Here is an 18,702-nt window from a genome sequence, read left to right on the forward strand (position 1 = left end):
GGTGGGCCGGCGGTACACTGCGTTCAGTTCATTCCACCGAGACCGTGATGGCAGGCAGACCCAGAGAATTCGACCGCGACCTAGCGCTTCAGCAAGCCATGCTGGCGTTTTGGAAACAAGGTTATGAAGGCACGTCGATGGCCGATCTGGTGGCAGCCACCGGCCTGGCGTCGGCACGGCTTTATGCTGCCTTCGGATCCAAGCAAGCGCTGTTTCGCGAGGCCGTGGCACGGTACGAAGCCGGCGACGGCGCGTTTGCCGAGACCGCGCTCCAGACCGAAGACGGCGTACGCGTCGCCATTGAAAAGCTGCTGACCGATGCGGTGTTGACCTACACCCGGCGAGGCCGGCCGCAGGGTTGCATGGTGGTCAGCGCGGCCACCAACTATGCCGCCGAAAACGAAGACGTCATGGCATGGCTGACCACGCATCGAAAGGCTCGCACGCAAGGCATCATCGACCGGCTTGATTCCGCCCGGCGAGCAGGCGAACTCAAGGCCGGGACAGACGTGCAGGCGCTGGGTGATTTCTACGCTGTTGTGCTGCATGGTCTGTCGGTTCAGGCGCGCGACGGCGTAAGCAAGGCCCGGCTGCTGGCCATGATTACGCCGGCGCTGTGCGCCCTGGACGCTGTACTGGCCTGACCGCTCTCAGGTCAACGCCATCCCACCATCCACCCGCAATACGACGCCAGTGATGAAGCTGCTGTCGTCCGACGCCAGGAACAAGGCGGCGCGCGCCAATTCGTCCGGGGTCGCCATCCGGCCCAAGGGAATGGCCGAGGCCATGCTCTGTTCGAACGCGGCACGGTCAGCGTCGGCCACGCCCAGCTTTTCCAGGATGGGCGTGTCGGTGGGGCCGGGGCTGAGCACGTTGACGCGAATCTTCCGGGTCTTGAACTCCAAGGCCCAGGCACGCGCAAAGGCTTCGACGGCCGCCTTTGAGCCGGCGTAGACCGCGTGGTTCTCCAGCACCTTGGCGCTGGCGATCGAACTGGTCAGGATGATGCTGCCGCCATCGCGCATGACCGGCAACGCCTTGGTCACGCCGAAGAACAGCGCCCGCGTATTGATGCCGAACTGGCTGTCGTAGCTGTCCACGCTGACCGCCGTGGACGGTTCAATGTGGTTCATGCCGGCGTTGGCCATGTAGATGTCGATGGGGCCGAAGCGTTCATGCACCTGTGCCATCAGGCGGTCATGCGTGGCCAGGTCGGCCACGTCGCCCACCACGCCGAAGGCGGATGCGCCAAGCGCTTCCACGGCGTGGTCCACCGCGCCTTGCCGCCGCCCCAGAATCGCGACGCGTGCGCCTTGGGCAACGAAGGCCTGGGCGGTGGCAAACCCGATGCCGCTGTTGCCGCCCGTGATGACGGCTGTTTTTCCTGCAAGCTTCTTCATGTGTATTCCTTCATTGAACTCAACGGGCGGCTTGGCGCTTAGAAGTCCCAGATGACCGGCACCCAGCGATAGGCGTCGCCGTCCACCGCGATGCGGCCGACGGACGGGAACGGCAGGTGCGCGGCCACCAGCAGCCCACGGTTCTGCGCCAGTTCATCGAACAGGCCGATACGGACGCGAGTCGATTCCTCGGGATCATGTTCAAAACCGTTCTGCCATTCGGGGTGGTCAAAGCCCACCGGAAACATCGCGTCGCCGGCAAAGGTCAGGCGTTCGCCGCCCGACACCAGGTCGACGACGGAATGTCCGGGCGTGTGGCCGCCCGTAACGCGCACGAAGACGCCCGGCGCGACTTCATGCTTGTCCTGGAAGATGTGCAAGCGGTCGCGGTATTCGTTGTAGAAAGCGGTGGCGGTCGTCTTGAGCACTGCCGGCACCGGCTTGGGCATCACCGTTTGCGAGAAGTCCGGCGAGGTCCAGAAGTCGACTTCGGCCGCCGACACGTGGATGCGCACGTCCGGCCGCAAGCGCTTCTTGACGTCGTCGACCAAGAGGCCGCCCACGTGGTCCATGTGCATATGCGTGATGATCACGTCGGTGACCGACTCCAGCGCGATGCCCGCGGACTCCAGGCGTTGCGGGAACATCCCCGCACGCGGAAAGCCCGGAAACTGCCCGCCCAGGCCGGCGTCGATCAAGATGGTCTGCTTGCCGCTGCGCGCCACCATCACGTTCAAGGGCCAGTCGAAGGCGTCGGGCGGCATGAACATGTGGTCCAGCCAATTCGCCAGCTCGGCGGGGTCGACGTTGGTGGCCATGGTTGAGGTGGGCAGCGGCAGCACGCCGTCGCTGACGACCAGTGCGTCAATATCGCCCACTTGCACGGCGTAGCGGGACGGAACCAGATCCAGCGGTTGGTGGCTATTGGCTTGTTGGATGTTGTCAGTGGCAAACATGGCAAATCTCCTGAGGGGCGGCCGGGCGGCCGCATTGAGGAAGGGTGATAAACAGCGATAAAGCGCTGCCGTGAAACACTGCGGCTAAGCACCGCAGCAAAGACGCTTCATCGCGCGATCAGGCGCGCAGGAAGGCAAGAATGTCAGCGTTGATGCGGTCTTGCATCGTGGCGGTCAAGCCGTGCGGGGCGCCGGGGTAATAGAGTTCCTTGGCGTGTTTGACCAGCCGCGCGGCCTTCTTGGCCGAGTCGTGCAGCGGCACGATCTGGTCGTCTTCGCCGTGCATGAAAAGCGTCGGCACGCTGATCTTTTTCAGATCTTCCGTGAAGTCCGTTTCAGAGAACGCCTTGACGCATTCGTAGGCGTTCTTCTGGCCGCTCTGCATGCTCCACAACCAGAACTGGTCCAGCATGCCCTGCGACACCTTGGCGCCGTTTCGATTGGCGCCGTAGAAGGGCACGGCCAGCTCTTTGTAGAACTGCGAGCGGTCACCGGCCACGCCCTTGCGGATGCCGTCGAACACTTCAATGGGCTGGCCGCCGGGGTTGGATGCCGACTTCACCATCACGGGCGGCACCGCGCCGATCAGCACGGCGCGCGCAACGCGCTTGGAGCCATGGCGGCCGATGTAGCGCACCACTTCGCCGCCGCCCGTGGAGTGGCCGACCATCGTGATGTTCTTCAGGTCCAACGCCTCGATCAGCTGCGCCAAGTCATCGGCATAGGTGTCCATGTCGTTGCCGGACGAGGGTTGCGCCGACCGGCCGTGGCCGCGACGGTCATGCGCAATGACGCGAAAACCGTTCTGCGCCAGGAAGTGCATTTGCCCGTCCCAAGCGTCCGCGTTCAGCGGCCAGCCGTGCGAGAACGTGACGACCGGGCCGTCGCCCCAGTCCTTGTAGTAGAGCTGCGTGCCGTCCTGGGTGGTGAAGGTGCTGGATGTCATGCGTGTGCCTTGGGTGGATTGCGGATTGCGTGGAGTGAGTTGCGAACTGGCTTGCGCGCCAAGCGCAAACGCGCTGGTCGCAAGCGCCGCGCTGCCGGCTAGCAGCGTGCGGCGGGTGGCGCTGTGGGTGGAGTTGCGGGTGGTGCTGGAGGTGGAGTTATTGCTGTCGCTCATGAGTGCCCCTTGGGTGGAAGAAGATGACGAGCGAATCGTAGGTCTGGCCTCCGAGGCGCGGTAGGTCCTCATCGGGAAGCGCACTGTTGTGCCGTGGACACCAATGCGAAACGCCCGCGAATTGTTGTCGCGCGCACAACACCATGCGTCCTTCGCCACGCCTACCGCGCTGCGCGCCGCGTCTCTAGCATGGGGTTCGTCGTTGCATGACACGGGCCGCGCAAGCTCGCCCACTGCAACGCCTGACTTATCCACTTTCCCCATGACGAGGCGAAGAATCGTGAAGACAGATCGTTGCGCCACCTCGACCAGAACCTTCCATGCCGCCGCATGAATGGATCGCGCAATACGGCGCGCTACTGGTCTTTCTTAACGTGCTGGGCGCGTCGCTGGGCCTGCCCCTGCCCGTCATGCCGACGCTGATCGCGGTGGGCGCCTGCCATGCCGTGCAGCCGGCCGGTTCGTGGGTGGCGGCCATGCCGCTGTGCCTGATGCTGGGCGCGGCCGTGGTGGCTGGCGTGCTGGCGGACCTGATCTGGTATGTGGGCGGCGTGCGCTATGGGCCACGCACGCTGAACACCGTGTGCAACCTGACGTTGTCACGCGATGCTTGCATCACGAAGACCGAGAAGTTCTTCGGCCGCTGGGGCGTGCGACTGCTGTTCGTGGCGCGCTTCGTGCCCGGCCTGTCGTTAGTGGCCGTACCGCTTTGCGGCGCGATGGGCGTGCGCTTGCGGTCTTTTATCTGGCACGACTGCGTAGGCGTGGCGCTGTGGGCGTCGGTGGGCCTGGTGCTGGGCGCCAGCTTCGCGGCGCAGATCCATCAACTGTTGGCTGCGTTGTCGGCGGTGGGTGGGCAGGCGCTGATCGTGCTTGGCGTACTGGCGGCGACGTATCTGGCGTACCGCTGCGCACGGCGCGTGCGTCGGTCCCGGGCGCAAGGCAAACCGCCCATTGGCACGCTTTGACGTGGCGGCTGGACATGACAAGCCCGCCCGCGCGCGGCGTCTTCGCGCTTGTCGCCACCGGCGCGCTGCGGCAAAATACGTGGCTTCACGCCTCCCTTCCCCGGGCGTTGGCTCCCCCCATGACCGACTCCGCGTCCCTCTTCGAGTGTCACCGCCCCCGCCTGTACGCCATTGCCTATCGCATGCTGGGCGCGGTTGCCGAGGCGGAAGACGTGGTGCAGGAAGCGTGGCTGCGTTGGCACGGCGCCGACCGCGACGCAGTGCAGAACGCCGAAGCCTGGCTGGTCACGGCCACCACGCGCTTGTCCATTGACCGCCTGCGCGCCGCCAAGGCCGAACGCGCCCATTACACGGGTGTCTGGCTACCCGAGCCCATGCTGATGGCCGCGCCGCCATCCACCCCTGAACAGATCCACGAGATGGCCGACGATGTGTCGGTGGCGTTTCTGTTCATGCTGGAACGCCTGTCACCCGACGCGCGCGCGGCCTTCCTGATGCGCGACGTGTTCGACGCCGACTACGAAGACATCGCGCAGACGCTCGACAAGACCCCGGCCGCCATCCGCCAATTGGTGCGGCGGGCCAGGTTGCAATTGCGCCAGGGCGCCCCGCGCGAAACGGTCCCGCGCGCAACCTTGCAACGCCTGCTGCTGACCTTTGCCGACGCCATGCAGCGCAGCGACTTCCACGGCCTGCATGCCTTGTTGAGCGATGATGCCGAACTCATCGGCGACGGTGGCGACAAGGTCACAAGCTTTGCCAGCCTGGTGGGCGGGAAGCGCCTGGCGCAACTGTTCTACGCGGGCAAGCGCCGCTACCGCGATGCCTTGCATGTCGACGTGGTGCAGGTGAACGGGCAATGGACGCTGCTGCGCTTCATTGATGGCCAGCTTGAATCCGTGCAGTCCTACGAGACGGACGGTGAGCGCCTGACGCGGGTGTTGGTGCAACGCAATCCGGACAAGCTGGCGCGCATCGCGTCGGCGCTGGCGCGGCAAGGCTGATCGCCGCCGTCTACGCCGGGGCGGTGTTGCATGGCGGGCAACATGGTGATCCCTCGCGCGGGCCTACCGCCGCGCGGGCGGCACTTCTACGATGGGCGTGTCACACCTCCACCAAGGACACGCCATGTCGAAGATCACGAAGTTCGGGTTGCCTTTTACTTTTATTGCCGCCGGCGCGCTGCTGAGCCCGCTTGCCCATGCCGCGGCCCCGGCGAACCCCGCTAAGCCCCCCGACGCCATCGTCACGGAACTCATGACGAAAGCCCTGCCGGATATTCCCGGCAAGGACGCCGTGATGATCACGGTGGACTATCCGCCCGGCGCGGTCGACCCCGTTCACCGCCACGACGCCTACAGCTTCGTGTACGTGCTGGAAGGCAGCATCGTCATGCAGGTCAAGGGCGGCAAGGAAGTCACGCTAACCCCGGGCCAGACCTTTTTTGAAGGGCCGGACGACATCCACACCGTGGGCCGCAACGCCAGCCAGACCCAGCCGGCCAAGTTCGTGGTGGTGCTGATCAAGAAAAAAGGCGCGCCCATCCTGACCCCGATCCAATAAGGGACTTATCAAACCTTGCAGGTCCAAACTGGCTTTCCCTGGTGGAAAGCCAGTTTTTTTGCGTCCCGTGTCACAAGATTGCCCCGCGCGCCGTCTTAGCAGTAGGATCAACCAAAATCGCGGCGCCGCCATCATGTCGACACCCTACCCCGCCACACCTGCCATCCCCGCCCCCAATGGACCAGATTCCCTGGCCGACAGCTTCGCCACCAGCTATGCCGGCGTGGTGGCGTTTCTTGCCGTTGCCACCGAAGGCAACTTCGCCAAGGCCGGCGACCGGCTGGGCATCGGCCGCTCGGCCGTCAGCCGCAGCGTGCAGAAGCTGGAAGACCAGTTAGGCACCCGGCTGTTCGTGCGCACCACGCGCAGCACCTCGCTGACCACCGAGGGCCAACGCTTCTACGAGCAATGCCATCCGGGCGTGGCGCGCATCATCCAGGCCTTGGACGACATGCGCGAACTGCGCGAAGGCCCGCCCTCCGGCCAACTGCGCGTGTGTTCAACGGTGGGCTTCGGCCGCAAGATCGTTGCGCCGCTGTTGCACGAGTTTCGCGCGGCTAACCCGGGTATCTCGGTGGAACTGCTGCTGGATGACGGCCCCACCGATTTCACGACGGACCGCGTCGACGTGTCGTTTCGCAACGGCCGCATGGAAGACAGCCAGGTGATCGCTAAGAAAGTGATCCCCATGCAGATGCTGCTGTGCGCCTCGCCCGCCTATGCCGCCAAGCACGGCCTGCCGGCCAGCGTTGACGACATCCCGGAGCATCAGTGCGTAAATTTCCGCCTGGCATCGGGGCGCGTGTATGAATGGGAATTCAAGGTGGGGGGCTATCTGCGCAAGGTAGCGCCGCCCGCCATGTTGACCTTCAACGACGCCGACTTGGTGTTGCAGTCGGTGCTGGACGGGCACGGCATCGCGCAAATGGCCGCTTATCAGGTTTGCGATCACTTGCGCGCGGGCACGCTGGTGGCCTGCCTGCCGCAACATGCGCCCGACGACCGCGGGCATTACCTGTGTTTTCTAAGCCGTCAGCATTTGCCTGCACGCATGCGCGTGTTCATCGACTACATGACCGATCGCATCCGTGCCATGGACCTGCAGATTCTGGATAGCCTGCTGCCCAAGAAAGCCTAGGCCGCTTGCAGCCCAGGCCGTTATTGGGTCAGGGCGACGACGCTTTCTATGCCGCCCTGCGCCATCTTGGCGTACGGACACAGGCGTTCGGTGTTGCGCACCAGTTCTTCGGCCACGTCGCGGGCCACGCCGGGCAGATGGATGTTGACCTCGGCCTTCAGCGCAAACAGGCCATCGACGGGGTCGCGGCCGAACGACACAGTGGCCGTCACCGACGCATCCGGCAGCGACAGGCCCGAGCGCTCGGCCAGCATGCTCAGCGCGCCATGAAAGCACGCGGCATAGCCGGCCGCGAACAATTGTTCGGGGTTGGTTCCCCCGCCCTTCCCGCCCAGTTCAACCGGCAAGCGCAGCTCTACATACAATTCGCCGTCGTCCGAGATAGCGATGCCCGAGGCGCGGCCATGCGCAGCCTCCCCGCCGCGCACCGTCACGCTGGTGGTGTAGAGGGGATGAAAATCCCCTCCCCGGTACTTATCCAGCAGAGCCTGGGAAGGCGGCCGCAGTTTGCTCATGGTGGTCCTTGTTTGCGCCGCTACGTTGCGCCGCTATTTTTTTGTGCCCGAACTTGCGCCGGAATTTGCACCCGACTGACTGAACCAAGAGTCGAAGTCGATCTTGCCCAGGCGCGGGGTCGATCGTGGCACCAGCGTGTCGTCGTTGAGCAATGCGCCAAAATAGCGCGCGCCCGGGTCCGCCTGCACGTGGCGAGTGTCGCCGATTTTACCCAGGTAGCGTTGCACCAGATCGGCCAGTCGCACCTTCTCCGGGCCGGCGATTTCGACCGTGCCGTTCACCGGCGCGCCCAAGGTGGCGTCCGCCATGGCCAACGCCACGTCGTCCGACGCAATCGGCTGCACATAGGCGGGCGAGAGCCGAATTTCATTGCCCTGCGCGCCCGACTGCACGATGCCGCCCAGGAACTCGAAGAACTGCGTGCTGTGCACGATGGTGTACGGAATGCCCCCGGCTTCGATCAGGTCTTCCTGCGCGATCTTGCCGCGAAAGTACCCGCTTTCCGCCAAGCGATGCGTGCCCACCACCGACAGCGCAACATGGTGACTCACGCCGGCCCGGGCTTCAGCCGACAGCAGGTTGCGCCCCGAGGCCTGGAAGAACGCCAGCACCGCCGCGTCTTCGAACGATGGCGAGTTGGCCACGTCAACCACCGTGTCCACCCCCGCCAGCGCATCATCCAGGCCCTCGCCGGTCACCGTGTTCACGCCCGTGGCGGGCGAAGCCGCAATGGCCTCATGGCCACGCGCGATAAGCAGGTCGACGAGTTTGGAGCCGATCAGGCCGGTACCGCCAATGACTAGGATTTTCATGATGCGTCCTTAGCTGAACTTGGCCTTGTCCAGGCCATAGGCTTTGTCGGCCGAACCGGGCACGGTGCGAAAGCCGACGTTAAGGCGGTTCCAACTATTGATGGCCATGACCGCGAAGCTGAGATCCGAGATTTCCTTTTCGGACAACTCGCCGCGCACGCGCTCGTAGATCTCGTCGGACACGCCATGCGCGCCCAACGTGGTCAGCGCTTCGGTCCACGCCAAGCAGGCGCGTTCGCGCGGCGAAAACTCGGTGGACTCGCGCCAGATCGCCACATGGTGCAGGCGCAGTTCACCTTCGCCGTGGATCTTGGCTTCTTTCACATGCATGTCCAGGCAAAAGCCGCAGCCATTGATCTGCGACGCGCGGATCTCAACCAGGCTCAGGATGGACGATTCAATCGCGCTCTTCTTCAAGAGCATGCCGAATTCGACGAACTTCTTGAACAGCTCGGGCGATTGCGCAAAGGCGTTAAGACGTTGACTCATGGTGATTTCCCTGGATAGTTTGGCGCGGTTCGGCTGGGCTTAGCCGACGATTGCGCGTGCTTGAACGACGCCCAAATCGTAGGTCTGCTGGGAGGGCAGCAGTAGACCCGGGCAAGGGACCATGGTGTTGCCTGGCGCGCAACAATCGTGAAACCTGGTATTAAGCCGTGCCGGCTAATCCCGTCCGGAAGGCCGTGCCGACAGCCCTGTCGGGGAGACCGGAGAGTTTGCGTCATGCCAGTACCCGTTACCCTTGGACGTGGAGCAATTCTCTGGAGAGAATCCCAATGGCCGAAATCGTTGGACCGAAGTCCCGTATGCGTTTCCTGCTGCTGCATTATTCAAAGGATGCCCAGGCCCCGCTCAGTGCCTTTTTCAATGACAACGACGACACGTCGAAGCTCGGCATGTCCCCCGGTCAAACCTTGGCATCGACTTGATCGCCACCTGCAAGCGCCGGCGTGTCCTACGAGGGCAAACGCTATACGCACATGGCCGCTGCAAACCCTACCCATCAACCCCGCCGATAAAACGCCCCCGGCGACACGCCGAAGTGCTTCTTGAACATGGCCGCGAACGCGCTCTGGCTGGTGTAGCCGTGTTCCAGCGCCACATCCACTACCCGCGCCCCGCCTGCCAGGCGTTCCAGCGCCAGCAGGAGCCGCGCCTGCCGGCGCCACTGCCCTAGCCGCATGCCGGTCTGTTGCTGAAACTGCCGGTGCAAGGTGCGGGTGGACAGGTGCAGCCGGGCGGCCCACTCATCCAGCGTCAACGCCGCATCGGGTTCGCGCATCAAGGCGTCGCAGAATTTCCTGAGGCGCGCGTCCGCCGGCATCGGCAGATACAAGGGCAACACCGGCAGGCTGCGCAATTCCTGCAACAGCAAGTGCAGCAAATGCCAATCGCGGGACCCGGGGCTGGCTGGCTCGGAAAGGTCAACATCCACCGCCGCCACGATCAGTTCCCGCAACAAGGGCGAGATGTCCAGCACGCAACTGCGCGCGGGCAGATGGGCGGTGGCGCGGCCATCGACGAACACGGTGCGCACCCGCACTGCGCCGTGCATGCGGACGGAGTGCGCCACGTCAGCTTCAAGCCAGACGCCGCGCGTGGGCGGCACCACCCATCGGCCGCCTTCGGCGTCGATGGTCATTACGCCCTGGATGGCGTACAGCAGTTGCGCGCGGTCGTGGCGATGGGGCGCAATGAAATGGCCGTCGGGGTAGTCCACCGCCAAGGCGGCGGCGGGCGCGCCGGAAGCCGCGAAGGTAGCGTCGAACCGGGAATCTTCCATGTTGGCGGTGTTGCGAGTTGGCAGTTTTGCGATAACTGGCGACATAGTAGCGTCAGACGGACGCCTGCCCCGAGCGGCACCATGCAAGGCTCGTTCTGGAGACCTTCATGTCCATCACTTCCCTGCTCTTTCCGTTCATGGCCATCGTGCTGTGGGCGGGCAACGTCATCGTGTCCAAGCTGGCCGCGTCCGCAATTTCCCCCACGGCCATCACCTTCTACCGCCTGATCCTGGCGCTGGCGCTGATGACGCCCTTTGTGCTGCCGTCGCTGCGACGCAACTGGGCGTCGGTGCGGCCGCACCTGGGCAAGATGGCAGTCAGCGGCCTGCTGGCCATGGCGCTGTTTCAGAGCCTGTCGTACCGCGCGGCCGAAAGCACCACGGCCACCAACATGGCCATCGTCACCGCGCTGGTGCCCTTATTGACGGCGATACTCAGCGTGATCGTGCTGGGCGAAGCGTTGACGATAGGCATGGCGGTGGGCGGCGTGCTGTCGTTCGTGGGTCTGCTGTACGTGGTGGGCCAAGGCGACATCGCCGCCATCGCGCGCAACGGCGTGCATGTGGGCGACCTGCTGATGCTGCTGGCGTCCTTGTCGTACGCGCTGTATGGCGTGCTGCTGCGCCGCTGGCGCCTGACGATTCCGGCGTGGCAGGCGGTGTACCTGCAAGCCGTGGCCGCGCTGGTTTTCATGCTGCCGTTCTTCCTGATGCTGCCGGCGGGCGCGGCGTCGCTGGACGCGCGCACCTTGCCGCTGATCGCCTACGCGGGCATCGGCTCATCCATTCTGCTGTCGTTCTTCTGGATTCAAGGCGTGAAGCACCTGGGGCCGAACCGGTGCAGCATCTTCATCAATCTGCTGCCCGTGTTGACGGCCGTGCTGGCCGTGGCGATGTTGGGCGAACAGATGCACGCCTATCACGTCATCGGCGGCAGCATGAGCCTGATCGGCGTGCTGATTGCGCAGACGGTGCATCGGCCGCTGCATGCCGCGCGCGCAGGCACCGCTCAATGCAGTTGAGTGCTGTAGTCGACGGGTTCCCAAAGAAACGACTTACCGGTCTTCACCAGGCGGCCGATGCCGGGGAATGACAGGTGCGCGGCCGCAATCAGCGTGCGGTCTCGCGCCGCGTCGCCGAAGAATTGCAGACGGGTTGCGGCGGCTTTCTTCTCATCCATGTCGAATGCAATGGTCACCTCGGGATGCGGGAGCTGTACCGCGCCGACGTGGATCAGATCGCCGATCAGCAGAAGTCGTTGGCCCTGGCTTTCAACCGCGTAGACGGTGTGGCCCACGGTGTGGCCGTGCGCCGTCAGCGCGCTGATACCGGGCAAGAGTTGCGCGCCGGCGCGAAATGGCACCAGCTTGCCGGCCTGCGCGTACGGCGTCAGCGAGGTGATGGCGCCTTCAAAGAAGCCGCGGGCCATGTCATCCGCCTTGCCCATCTGCTCAGACGACATCCAATAGCTCGCTTCGGCCTGCTCCATGCGGATGGTGGCGTTCGCGAACGCCATCTTGCCCTGGACCATCAGCCCACCAAGATGGTCAGGATGGGCATGGGTCAGCAAGATCTCGTCGACTTGCTCCGGCAGGTAGCCGGCCGCGCGCAGGTTGTCGCCTAGCCTGCCAAGCTCGGGGCCCATCAAGCCACCGGTCCCGGCGTCGATGAGCACGAGCTTGTCGCCGGTGTTGACCAGATACGCATTGATGGATGTTTCCACCGGGCTCGTCCGGTGGCTGGCGCGCAGATGGCCGCCGATATCGCCGCCATGACCGTGCAGCAGTTCCTCAGCGGGCAGATCGACGGTGCCGTCGCTCAGCGCGGTGATCTCGAACGCGCCGAGCATCATGCGATAGAACCCGGGCGCTTGCGTTTTCACCATGGGAGCGGCCGCGTGAACGGATAGCGGCAGCGCTGCGCCACCCAGGGACAATGCCACCGCAAGGGCGGCCTGGAGCGGAAAGTTACGGAATTTCATGATCGATATCTTGGTGGTTTATCTCAACGGGTTCCCATGATTCAATAGCCCACCCTCATCAATCAAATCGAATTTAATGATCAGCAATATCAGGGAACGTGATTTACGAGGCGTCGACCTAAATCTTCTGGTGACCTTGTTGGTGCTGCTGCGGGAAAGAAGCGTTTCCAAAGCCGCGCAATGCCTGTACCTGGGCCAACCGGCCGTCAGCGGTGCGCTCGCGCGGCTGCGCGAGCTATTCCAGGACGATCTGCTGGTTCGCGCCCAAGGGGGCATGCTGCCGACGCCGCGCGGGCTGGAATTGCAGTCGCAACTGCTGCCGGTGCTGGCCGAGATGCAATCCGTGATTCTGCAAACGCCGACTTTCGACGCGGCAAGCAGCGAACGACGCTTCACGATCGGCGTGATGGATTGGGCCAACGATTGGCTGCTTCCGGGTTTGCTCGCCCGGCTTGCCGCACAGGCGCCCCACGTGCGCCTGACCGTCCTGGCGACTGACCGATTCCGCTTTGCGGACATGTTGCAGCAGGAAGAAATCGATTTGGCCGTCGGCCCCTTCTCAACAGACTTGCGCTGGCAGCGGTCGGAAATGTTGGCGACGGTGCCCTACTGCTGTGTCGCACGGGCGGGCATCATCGGAAGCGGCGGAAAACTGACCATGAAGCGCTTCGCATCTTTGCCCCATGTGATGGTCACCTACCGCGGCGCCACCCGCGGCATCGTTGACGAGGCGCTGGCGTTGCGCGGCATCGAGCGGCGCATTGTCTGCACGGTGCCGGGCTTTTCGTCCGTGCCTCGCGTGCTGAAAGAGCTGCCCGCTGTGGCCACCGTGCCTGGCGTTCTCGCCGACGTATGGCGCCGCGAGTACGGCCTGGAAACCGCTGAACTCCCGGTCAAGCTCCCCCCCACGCACGTTGCCATCGTCAAGCATCAAAGCCGCGACAATGACCCGGCCATCCGGTGGTTGGTCGACATCATCAAATCGGTCGGGGCACAGCCCAGGGGCTGACAGGCGCTGCATGCCGCACGCCTGCCCTCGCCGACTTAAAAGTCCACCGTGGCCGACAGCAGCACCGTGCGCGGCGCGCCGATGGTCAGGCCGTTGGACGAGGCCGACGCCCAGTAGGCTTTGTTGAAGACGTTTTCCACGGTGGCGCGCAGCGTGACGGGCGTGTTGCCGGCGCGCCAGGCGTAGCGCGCGCCCAGGTCCACGCGCGTCCATGCGGGGATTTCCTGCGTGTTCCTGGCGTCCAGGTATTGCGAGGTGGTGCGCAGGGCGCGGGCCGAGACGGTCAGGCCGGGCGCGAACGGCGTGTCCCATTCCACACCCACGTTCATGCTGTAGCGCGGCGTGCCAGGGGCCACGTTGCCCTCGGTCGTGGCGTTGCCGGTTTTGGTGAGGCGGCCATCTAAATACATCACGCCGGCCAGCAGGCGCACGTTGTTGACGGGTTCGCCGAACACGTTCAGTTCCAGGCCGCGATTGCGCTGCATGCCGTTGACGGCATACACGCCGGTGACCGGGTCGGTCAGCCCGCTGGGGCGGCGGATCTGAAAGGCGCTGAAGGTGGCGCCGATGTCGCCGTAGTCCACCTTCACGCCGGCTTCGACCTGTTCGGACTTGATCGGTGCGAACACTTCGTTGGCGTTGACGGCGGTGAGCGGCGCGGTGGGGCCTTCGCTCAGGCCTTCGATGTAGTTCGCGTACACCGACACATTCTGCGTGGGCTTGCCCAACAGCGCGATGGCTGGTGTGACTTTGCGCTTGTCGTAACGGCTGGTGCGGCTGCCGGTTTCGTCATACTGCTCGGTAACGACGCGCTGCGAGCGCGCCCCCACCGTCAGTTGCAGACGTTCGTCCCAGATCGACAGCGTGTCCGCCAGGGCCACGCTGGTCAGCCGGGATTCTCCGGATTTGGGAATGTCGGTGTCCAGCCCCGCAAGCGAAGGCGCGGACGTGGCCAGCGGCGTATACAGGTTGGAGCGGACGGGGTCGAAGTCGTAGCTAAGGTTGCCAAAGGTCTTTTCGAACTGCGTGGCGCTTAGCGACACGGCGTGCGATACCGCGCCCGTGGCAAAGCGGGTGCGCGCGCCGATCTCTCCGGTGTGCACGCTTTCATCGCGTAGAAAATACGTGGGGCTGGCCGAGAAATTACCGGCGGTGTCGCGCGCGGTGACGTTCATGCGCAGGAATTTGTAGTCGCCGTCGCGTGCGCCAAATGCGCCGTAGACCATCGTGTGGTCGGTGATGTCGTGTTCGGCGCGCAAGGCGATGTAGGTGTCGCGGGAATTGGCGTAAGTCCAGTCGGGCGCGTAGCCACGGTCGACACGCTTGGCGTCCGGCACGGGCACGCCGGCCGCAACGCCCACGCGCTCCTGCGGGGCATCGACCTTGCGGTCCTGGTGGCCGACGTCCGCCGACCAGCGCGTGCGTTCGCCCCGGTAGTCCAGGCCCAGCGTCATCAAGCCGCGCGTGGTGTGTTGCGAGCCCACGCCCGTGTCGCCGCCCTTGTAGGCGCCGTTGACGCGGATGCCCAGTTCGCCCTTGTCGCCAAAGCGTTGGCCCAGGTCCACATGGCCGCCCGCCACGTTGTGCGTGCCATAACTGGCGGTGACTTGCCGGGTGGGCGTGTCTTCCGCCCGCTTGGGCACGACGTTGATCGCGCCGCCCACACCGCCCGACGGCGCCATGCCGTTGAGCAAGGCGTTGGGGCCTTTCAACACTTCAACGCGCTCCAGGCTTTCCACGGCCAGCGCGTAGGTGGGCAAGACGCTGTACAGGCCATTGAAGGCGATGTCGCTGTTCAGGACCGGAAATCCCCGAATGGAAAACTGGTCGAAGCGGCTGGTCCTTGGGTTGGTGTTCTGCACCGAGGCATCGTTGGACACCACGTCGGCCACGCTCTGCGCTTGTTGTTGCTGCATCAAGGTGCTGGTGTAGGCCGCTACCGAAAAAGGCGTGTCCATGATGCTTCGTTCGCCCAGCATTCCGACGCTGGCGCCGCTGGCCACCTGGCCGCCGGCAAACGCGGGCATCAAGCCGCCGGTGTAGGCGCCCGTCACCGTTACCGCTTCCATCTGGGTCACCGCATTGGAGGGCACGGCGGACAAGGTGTATTCGTTGGCCCCGGCCGGAACGGCACGCAGGCCCGAGCCCGACAGCAGCGCGGCAAAGCCTTCCGCCACCGAGTAGTTGCCGTTCAGCCCCGATGACTGCATGCCTTGCACCAGGGTGCCCGGAAAGGACAGGCGCACATTGGCCTGGGTGGCGAACTGCGACAAGGCCAGGCCTAGCGGGCCGGCGCCGATGCGGTAATCGCGCGTGACGGACTGGGCGGCGGGCGCCTGAGTTTGCGCCATCGCGCCGACGGGCAGCAATACCGAAAAGCACAGCAGCACGGCCGCGCGGACCGGGGAAGAACGGAATTGGGACATGAAGCAAGCACCGCGAGGGAGAGTTTCGGGGAGACGGACAGGGGTCACGCCACGGCCCGATCCCGGCAGGTTTCAGGGCCTCTATCCTGTACACCGAACGACTCGGAAAAAGATGCCAATGAAGATGCGGGGATGGCGGCTACGCGCCACGCGCCTGGATCTGCACCCAGTACCGCGTGCGCATGGCCACGCGCACCGGCAGCGTGCGGGCCAGCAACGCCAGGCTGGCGTCCGTGTCCCGCAATGAAAACGAGCCGTACACGCGCAGGTTCGCGACCTCGCTCGCGCAGTGCAGAAAGCCCGGGCGGTAGCGGGCCATGGCGCGCGTCCAATCGGCCAGGCGCATGTTGTCCGCCGTCAGAATGCCGCTGGTCCATGCGGGCGAAGTTTCCAGCAAGGCGGTGTCGGGCTGCGTCATGGCGGCATTGAACTTGGCCTGCCGGCCCGCGCGCACGATCTGGCCGCCGCCGTCGTTGGGGCGTACATCCACCGCGCCTTCGTAGACGGCAACCAGCGCGTCGTCTTGTTCCAGGGTGACCGTGAACTGCGTGCCGATGGCCTGCACGCTGCCCATCGGTGTCTGCACCAGAAACGGACGCGCGGGCAAGTGGGCATCCGACGCCGTCGCCACGAAGATGCGACCCGCCCGAAGCGACAGCAAACGTTGCGACGCCGAGTAGCGGACGTCGACCTGTGTGCCGGTATCCAGCGTCATCCGCGTGCCATCCGCAAGCGTTGCCTGCCGGATCTGGCCGGTGGCGCTTTCCAGGTCCGCTTGCGTGGCGCGCCACGCCCAATAGACCACGGGACCGGCGACCGTGAGACCCAGCAGGCCAGCCGCCAAGCGCCGGCGATCCGGCTTTGCCAACCCTTTCAGGGCGTGGGCGCGCATGGGTTGTGGCACTTGTCCGAAGGCGCCCAGCACCCGCTCCGCACGCGCCCAGGCCTGCGCATGCGCGGGGCTGCGGGCAATCCAACTGGACAAGGCCTGCAAGCTGGCCGGGTCATCCGGGGCATCCTGCAAGCGAGCCATCCAGCCCGCCGCTTCGGCCAACAGCGCATCCGGAACGGGCGGCGCGTTCATGGATCAATGGCGGTCAGGCACGCCAGGTACGCCTGCTGCATATGGCGGTTGACGGTGCGTACCGACAGGCCGGTGGCAACAGCAATCTGCGCATACGTCAGGCCGTCCAGTTGCGACATGAGGAACACGCCGCGCACCCGCCCCGGCATCGCATCCAGCATGCGGTCGATGCAGTACAAGGCTTCCATAATCAAGGCCCGGCTTTCCGGAGACGGCGCGGTGTCGGCGGGCAATGCGGCCACCGATTCCGCGTAGGCCTGTTCCACGCTGCGATGCCGCCAGAAGTCAACGACCAGACCTTTTGCAACATGGGTCAGGAAGGCGCGCGGCTCGGGCATTTCCAGCGCGCGGTTGCTGGAATAGACGCGCAGGAACGTGTCGTGGGCCAGGTCCGCCGCATCCCAGGCGTTGCCCAGCCGCTTGCGCAGCCAACTGTAGAGCCATTGATGGTGGTCGGCGTAAAGCCCGCTAAGGGCCAGCCGACGAGGCGCGGTGGATTGGGACATGGGAGCGGGAGGCGGCGCGAAATGTCGTAATTGATAATGAGTAACGTTAATAATAACGGAAACCCATGCCGCCACCCCTGCTTCATCCGAACAGATTGATCCAGCCCATGGCCTCGCCGACGAACAACATCTGGGACATCAACAACAACGCCACCCACCCCCAACGCCAAGGACGCATGCCCGTCCAGGCTACACGCGCGGGCGCGGCGGGTGCGCCCGCATGCCCGGACTTTGCCCTGAGCGCGGCGCTGCCGCCCGCGATGCGCAGGCCGTATAGATAGGCGCCGGTCAGGCACAACGTGGTCAACGCCGCGCCGAACACGAACCAGATCGCGCGCACGGGCCACGGCCCGAACGAGCCGAAATGCAACGGGTCCGCCATTTCCGACAGGCGCTGATGCGGGCCAAGTTCAGCCGCGCTGCGGCGGGCGGCGGCATGATCGGACAGCGGCAGCCGGATGGCGTTGGCCCGGTCACGAACCAGCCATGCCTGCGTCTGCCCTTCCACCTGCCCGGCCCGGCCATCGGCATCCAGCCGCAAGACGCGGATGTCCAGGTCGGGCCATTCCTGGCGCACGCGCGCCACGGCCGCGTCCAGCGTCTGGGCGGTGAAAGGCGCGGCGGCGCGTGGCGCGTCCGGGGTGGTGATGGCGGGCAGCCGCGGCGCATGCCCGCCCAGCGATTCGACCAGATACCACAGGCCGGTCAACGCAATCAGCGTGCTGAACCACAGGCTCCACACCGCCAGCAGCCGATGGGTATCGCCCCACATCAGCCGACGCTTTCCCCGCCGTGGCCACGCCAGAAAGCCGCGCCACCAGCGCTTATAGACGACCAGCCCCGTCGTGATCAGCACCAGCAGCGGTATCGACAAGGCCGACACCAAGGGCACGCCATAGCGCGTGGGCAGAAACAGATGCCGATGCGTGTTGCGCAGCCAACGCTGAAGGCTGAACCAGGATGTGTCGCCGGTGACGATGGCGCGATACGGGTCGATCCATACGAAGCGCTGTTCGCCTTGCGGCGTGCGCATCAAGGCCCGGGCGGCGAAGTGCGAACCGTGGGCGGCGGTGACGGATTGCAGCGTCCAGCCGGGTCGCGCCGTCTGCGCGGCCTGGACCATGTCGCCCCAGCTTGCGCGCTGCGCGGCCGGGTCGACGCGCATCGCGGGCTGCGCCAGCCAGTCCAGCTCGGTTGCGATGACGGCCAGCGTGCCGGTCAGACAGACGAACGCCATGATGAGGCTTAGCTTCAACCCCACCCAGCTATGCAGCGCAAACCACCATTTTCGTTGGGCGGGGGTGGCGGAGATCAGGCGCGAAGTCGGGCTGGACGGAATCGAAGGGGATTTCATGCGGGCTTGGGTAACTGAGGGCTCCGGCGAAAAGCGGGGGCTCATATCAAGGTCACCGTACAGCGACGATAAAGATGCCAACACGA

The 18,702-nt window shown here is 65.0% G+C and carries 20 protein-coding genes; 8 read left to right on the plus strand and 12 right to left on the minus strand.

Annotated features, from left to right (window positions below):
* Positions 1-47 precede the first annotated feature (47 nt).
* Positions 48-644: a TetR/AcrR family transcriptional regulator gene (locus M2361_RS14340; RefSeq protein ID WP_259249968.1), complete on the plus strand. Its 597-nt coding sequence runs from the start codon at positions 48-50 to the stop codon at positions 642-644.
* Positions 645-650: 6 nt separating this feature from the next.
* Here M2361_RS14340 and M2361_RS14345 read toward each other — a convergent pair whose 3' ends face one another.
* From M2361_RS14345 to M2361_RS14355, 3 genes are all read right to left on the minus strand, one after another.
* Positions 651-1,400, minus strand: a complete 750-nt coding sequence (locus tag M2361_RS14345; RefSeq protein WP_259249969.1) for an SDR family NAD(P)-dependent oxidoreductase — start codon at positions 1,398-1,400, stop codon at positions 651-653.
* Between the two features lie 38 nt (positions 1,401-1,438).
* On the minus strand, positions 1,439-2,356 hold the full coding sequence (locus M2361_RS14350; RefSeq protein ID WP_259249970.1) for an MBL fold metallo-hydrolase: 918 nt from the start codon (positions 2,354-2,356) through the stop codon (positions 1,439-1,441).
* A 118-nt stretch (positions 2,357-2,474) separates the two neighbouring features.
* Positions 2,475-3,476, minus strand: coding sequence for an alpha/beta fold hydrolase (locus tag M2361_RS14355; protein WP_259249972.1), 1,002 nt, complete (start codon positions 3,474-3,476; stop codon positions 2,475-2,477).
* A 320-nt stretch (positions 3,477-3,796) separates the two neighbouring features.
* Between M2361_RS14355 and M2361_RS14360 the strand changes: the two genes are divergently transcribed.
* The 4 genes from M2361_RS14360 to M2361_RS14375 all read left to right on the plus strand — a co-directional run bounded on the left by M2361_RS14360 (position 3,797) and on the right by M2361_RS14375 (position 7,145).
* Entirely contained in the window at positions 3,797-4,444 is a 648-nt protein-coding gene (locus tag M2361_RS14360; RefSeq protein ID WP_259249973.1) for a DedA family protein, read from the plus strand.
* Between the two features lie 119 nt (positions 4,445-4,563).
* A complete protein-coding gene (locus M2361_RS14365; RefSeq protein WP_259249974.1) occupies positions 4,564-5,448 on the plus strand; it encodes an RNA polymerase sigma-70 factor in 885 nt (294 codons plus the stop codon).
* Between the two features lie 124 nt (positions 5,449-5,572).
* Entirely contained in the window at positions 5,573-6,007 is a 435-nt protein-coding gene (locus M2361_RS14370; protein ID WP_259249976.1) for a cupin domain-containing protein, read from the plus strand.
* A 133-nt stretch (positions 6,008-6,140) separates the two neighbouring features.
* Positions 6,141-7,145, plus strand: a complete 1,005-nt coding sequence (locus tag M2361_RS14375) for a LysR family transcriptional regulator (RefSeq protein WP_259249978.1) — start codon at positions 6,141-6,143, stop codon at positions 7,143-7,145.
* A 20-nt stretch (positions 7,146-7,165) separates the two neighbouring features.
* On the opposite strand, the gene M2361_RS14380 is transcribed toward M2361_RS14375, so the two are convergent.
* From M2361_RS14380 to M2361_RS14390, 3 genes are read right to left on the minus strand one after another with little or no spacing between them, the layout of a single operon-like run.
* Positions 7,166-7,660 (minus strand): Ohr family peroxiredoxin, encoded by a 495-nt coding sequence (locus M2361_RS14380; protein WP_259249979.1) that lies wholly within the window; start codon positions 7,658-7,660, stop codon positions 7,166-7,168.
* Positions 7,661-7,693: 33 nt separating this feature from the next.
* Complete coding sequence (locus tag M2361_RS14385) at positions 7,694-8,473, minus strand: SDR family oxidoreductase (RefSeq protein ID WP_259249981.1); 780 nt, start codon at positions 8,471-8,473, stop codon at positions 7,694-7,696.
* Between the two features lie 9 nt (positions 8,474-8,482).
* Positions 8,483-8,962 carry a carboxymuconolactone decarboxylase family protein gene (locus tag M2361_RS14390; protein ID WP_259249984.1) on the minus strand — a complete coding sequence of 160 codons (480 nt, stop codon included), beginning with the start codon at positions 8,960-8,962 and terminating at the stop codon, positions 8,483-8,485.
* 287 nt (positions 8,963-9,249) lie between these two features.
* Between M2361_RS14390 and M2361_RS14395 the strand changes: the two genes are divergently transcribed.
* On the plus strand, positions 9,250-9,402 hold the full coding sequence (locus tag M2361_RS14395) for a hypothetical protein (protein ID WP_259249985.1): 153 nt from the start codon (positions 9,250-9,252) through the stop codon (positions 9,400-9,402).
* Positions 9,403-9,476: 74 nt separating this feature from the next.
* Here M2361_RS14395 and M2361_RS14400 read toward each other — a convergent pair whose 3' ends face one another.
* Positions 9,477-10,256: a helix-turn-helix transcriptional regulator gene (locus tag M2361_RS14400; RefSeq protein ID WP_259249987.1), complete on the minus strand. Its 780-nt coding sequence runs from the start codon at positions 10,254-10,256 to the stop codon at positions 9,477-9,479.
* Between the two features lie 107 nt (positions 10,257-10,363).
* Between M2361_RS14400 and M2361_RS14405 the strand changes: the two genes are divergently transcribed.
* Entirely contained in the window at positions 10,364-11,278 is a 915-nt protein-coding gene (locus tag M2361_RS14405) for a DMT family transporter (RefSeq protein ID WP_259249988.1), read from the plus strand.
* On the opposite strand, the gene M2361_RS14410 is transcribed toward M2361_RS14405, so the two are convergent.
* Positions 11,266-12,237, minus strand: coding sequence for an MBL fold metallo-hydrolase (locus M2361_RS14410; protein WP_259249990.1), 972 nt, complete (start codon positions 12,235-12,237; stop codon positions 11,266-11,268). The two genes, M2361_RS14405 and M2361_RS14410, sit on opposite strands and share 13 nt — an antisense overlap.
* A gap of 76 nt (positions 12,238-12,313) precedes the next feature.
* Between M2361_RS14410 and M2361_RS14415 the strand changes: the two genes are divergently transcribed.
* A complete protein-coding gene (locus M2361_RS14415) occupies positions 12,314-13,246 on the plus strand; it encodes a LysR substrate-binding domain-containing protein (protein WP_259249991.1) in 933 nt (310 codons plus the stop codon).
* A gap of 35 nt (positions 13,247-13,281) precedes the next feature.
* On the opposite strand, the gene M2361_RS14420 is transcribed toward M2361_RS14415, so the two are convergent.
* The 4 genes from M2361_RS14420 to M2361_RS14435 all read right to left on the minus strand — a co-directional run bounded on the left by M2361_RS14420 (position 13,282) and on the right by M2361_RS14435 (position 18,616).
* Positions 13,282-15,672, minus strand: coding sequence for a TonB-dependent receptor (locus M2361_RS14420; protein ID WP_259249993.1), 2,391 nt, complete (start codon positions 15,670-15,672; stop codon positions 13,282-13,284).
* Positions 15,673-15,811: 139 nt separating this feature from the next.
* Positions 15,812-16,756 carry a FecR domain-containing protein gene (locus M2361_RS14425; protein ID WP_259249995.1) on the minus strand — a complete coding sequence of 315 codons (945 nt, stop codon included), beginning with the start codon at positions 16,754-16,756 and terminating at the stop codon, positions 15,812-15,814.
* Positions 16,753-17,262: a sigma-70 family RNA polymerase sigma factor gene (locus tag M2361_RS14430; protein ID WP_259249996.1), complete on the minus strand. Its 510-nt coding sequence runs from the start codon at positions 17,260-17,262 to the stop codon at positions 16,753-16,755. The genes M2361_RS14425 and M2361_RS14430 overlap by 4 nt, the downstream gene beginning before the upstream one ends.
* 82 nt (positions 17,263-17,344) lie before the next feature.
* Positions 17,345-18,616, minus strand: a complete 1,272-nt coding sequence (locus M2361_RS14435; RefSeq protein ID WP_259249999.1) for a PepSY domain-containing protein — start codon at positions 18,614-18,616, stop codon at positions 17,345-17,347.
* Positions 18,617-18,702 lie beyond the last annotated feature (86 nt).

Origin of the sequence: Achromobacter sp. JUb104, assembly GCF_024806975.1 — a bacterium.
In the GTDB taxonomy this organism is placed as follows: Bacteria; Pseudomonadota; Gammaproteobacteria; order Burkholderiales; family Burkholderiaceae_B; genus Achromobacter; species Achromobacter spanius.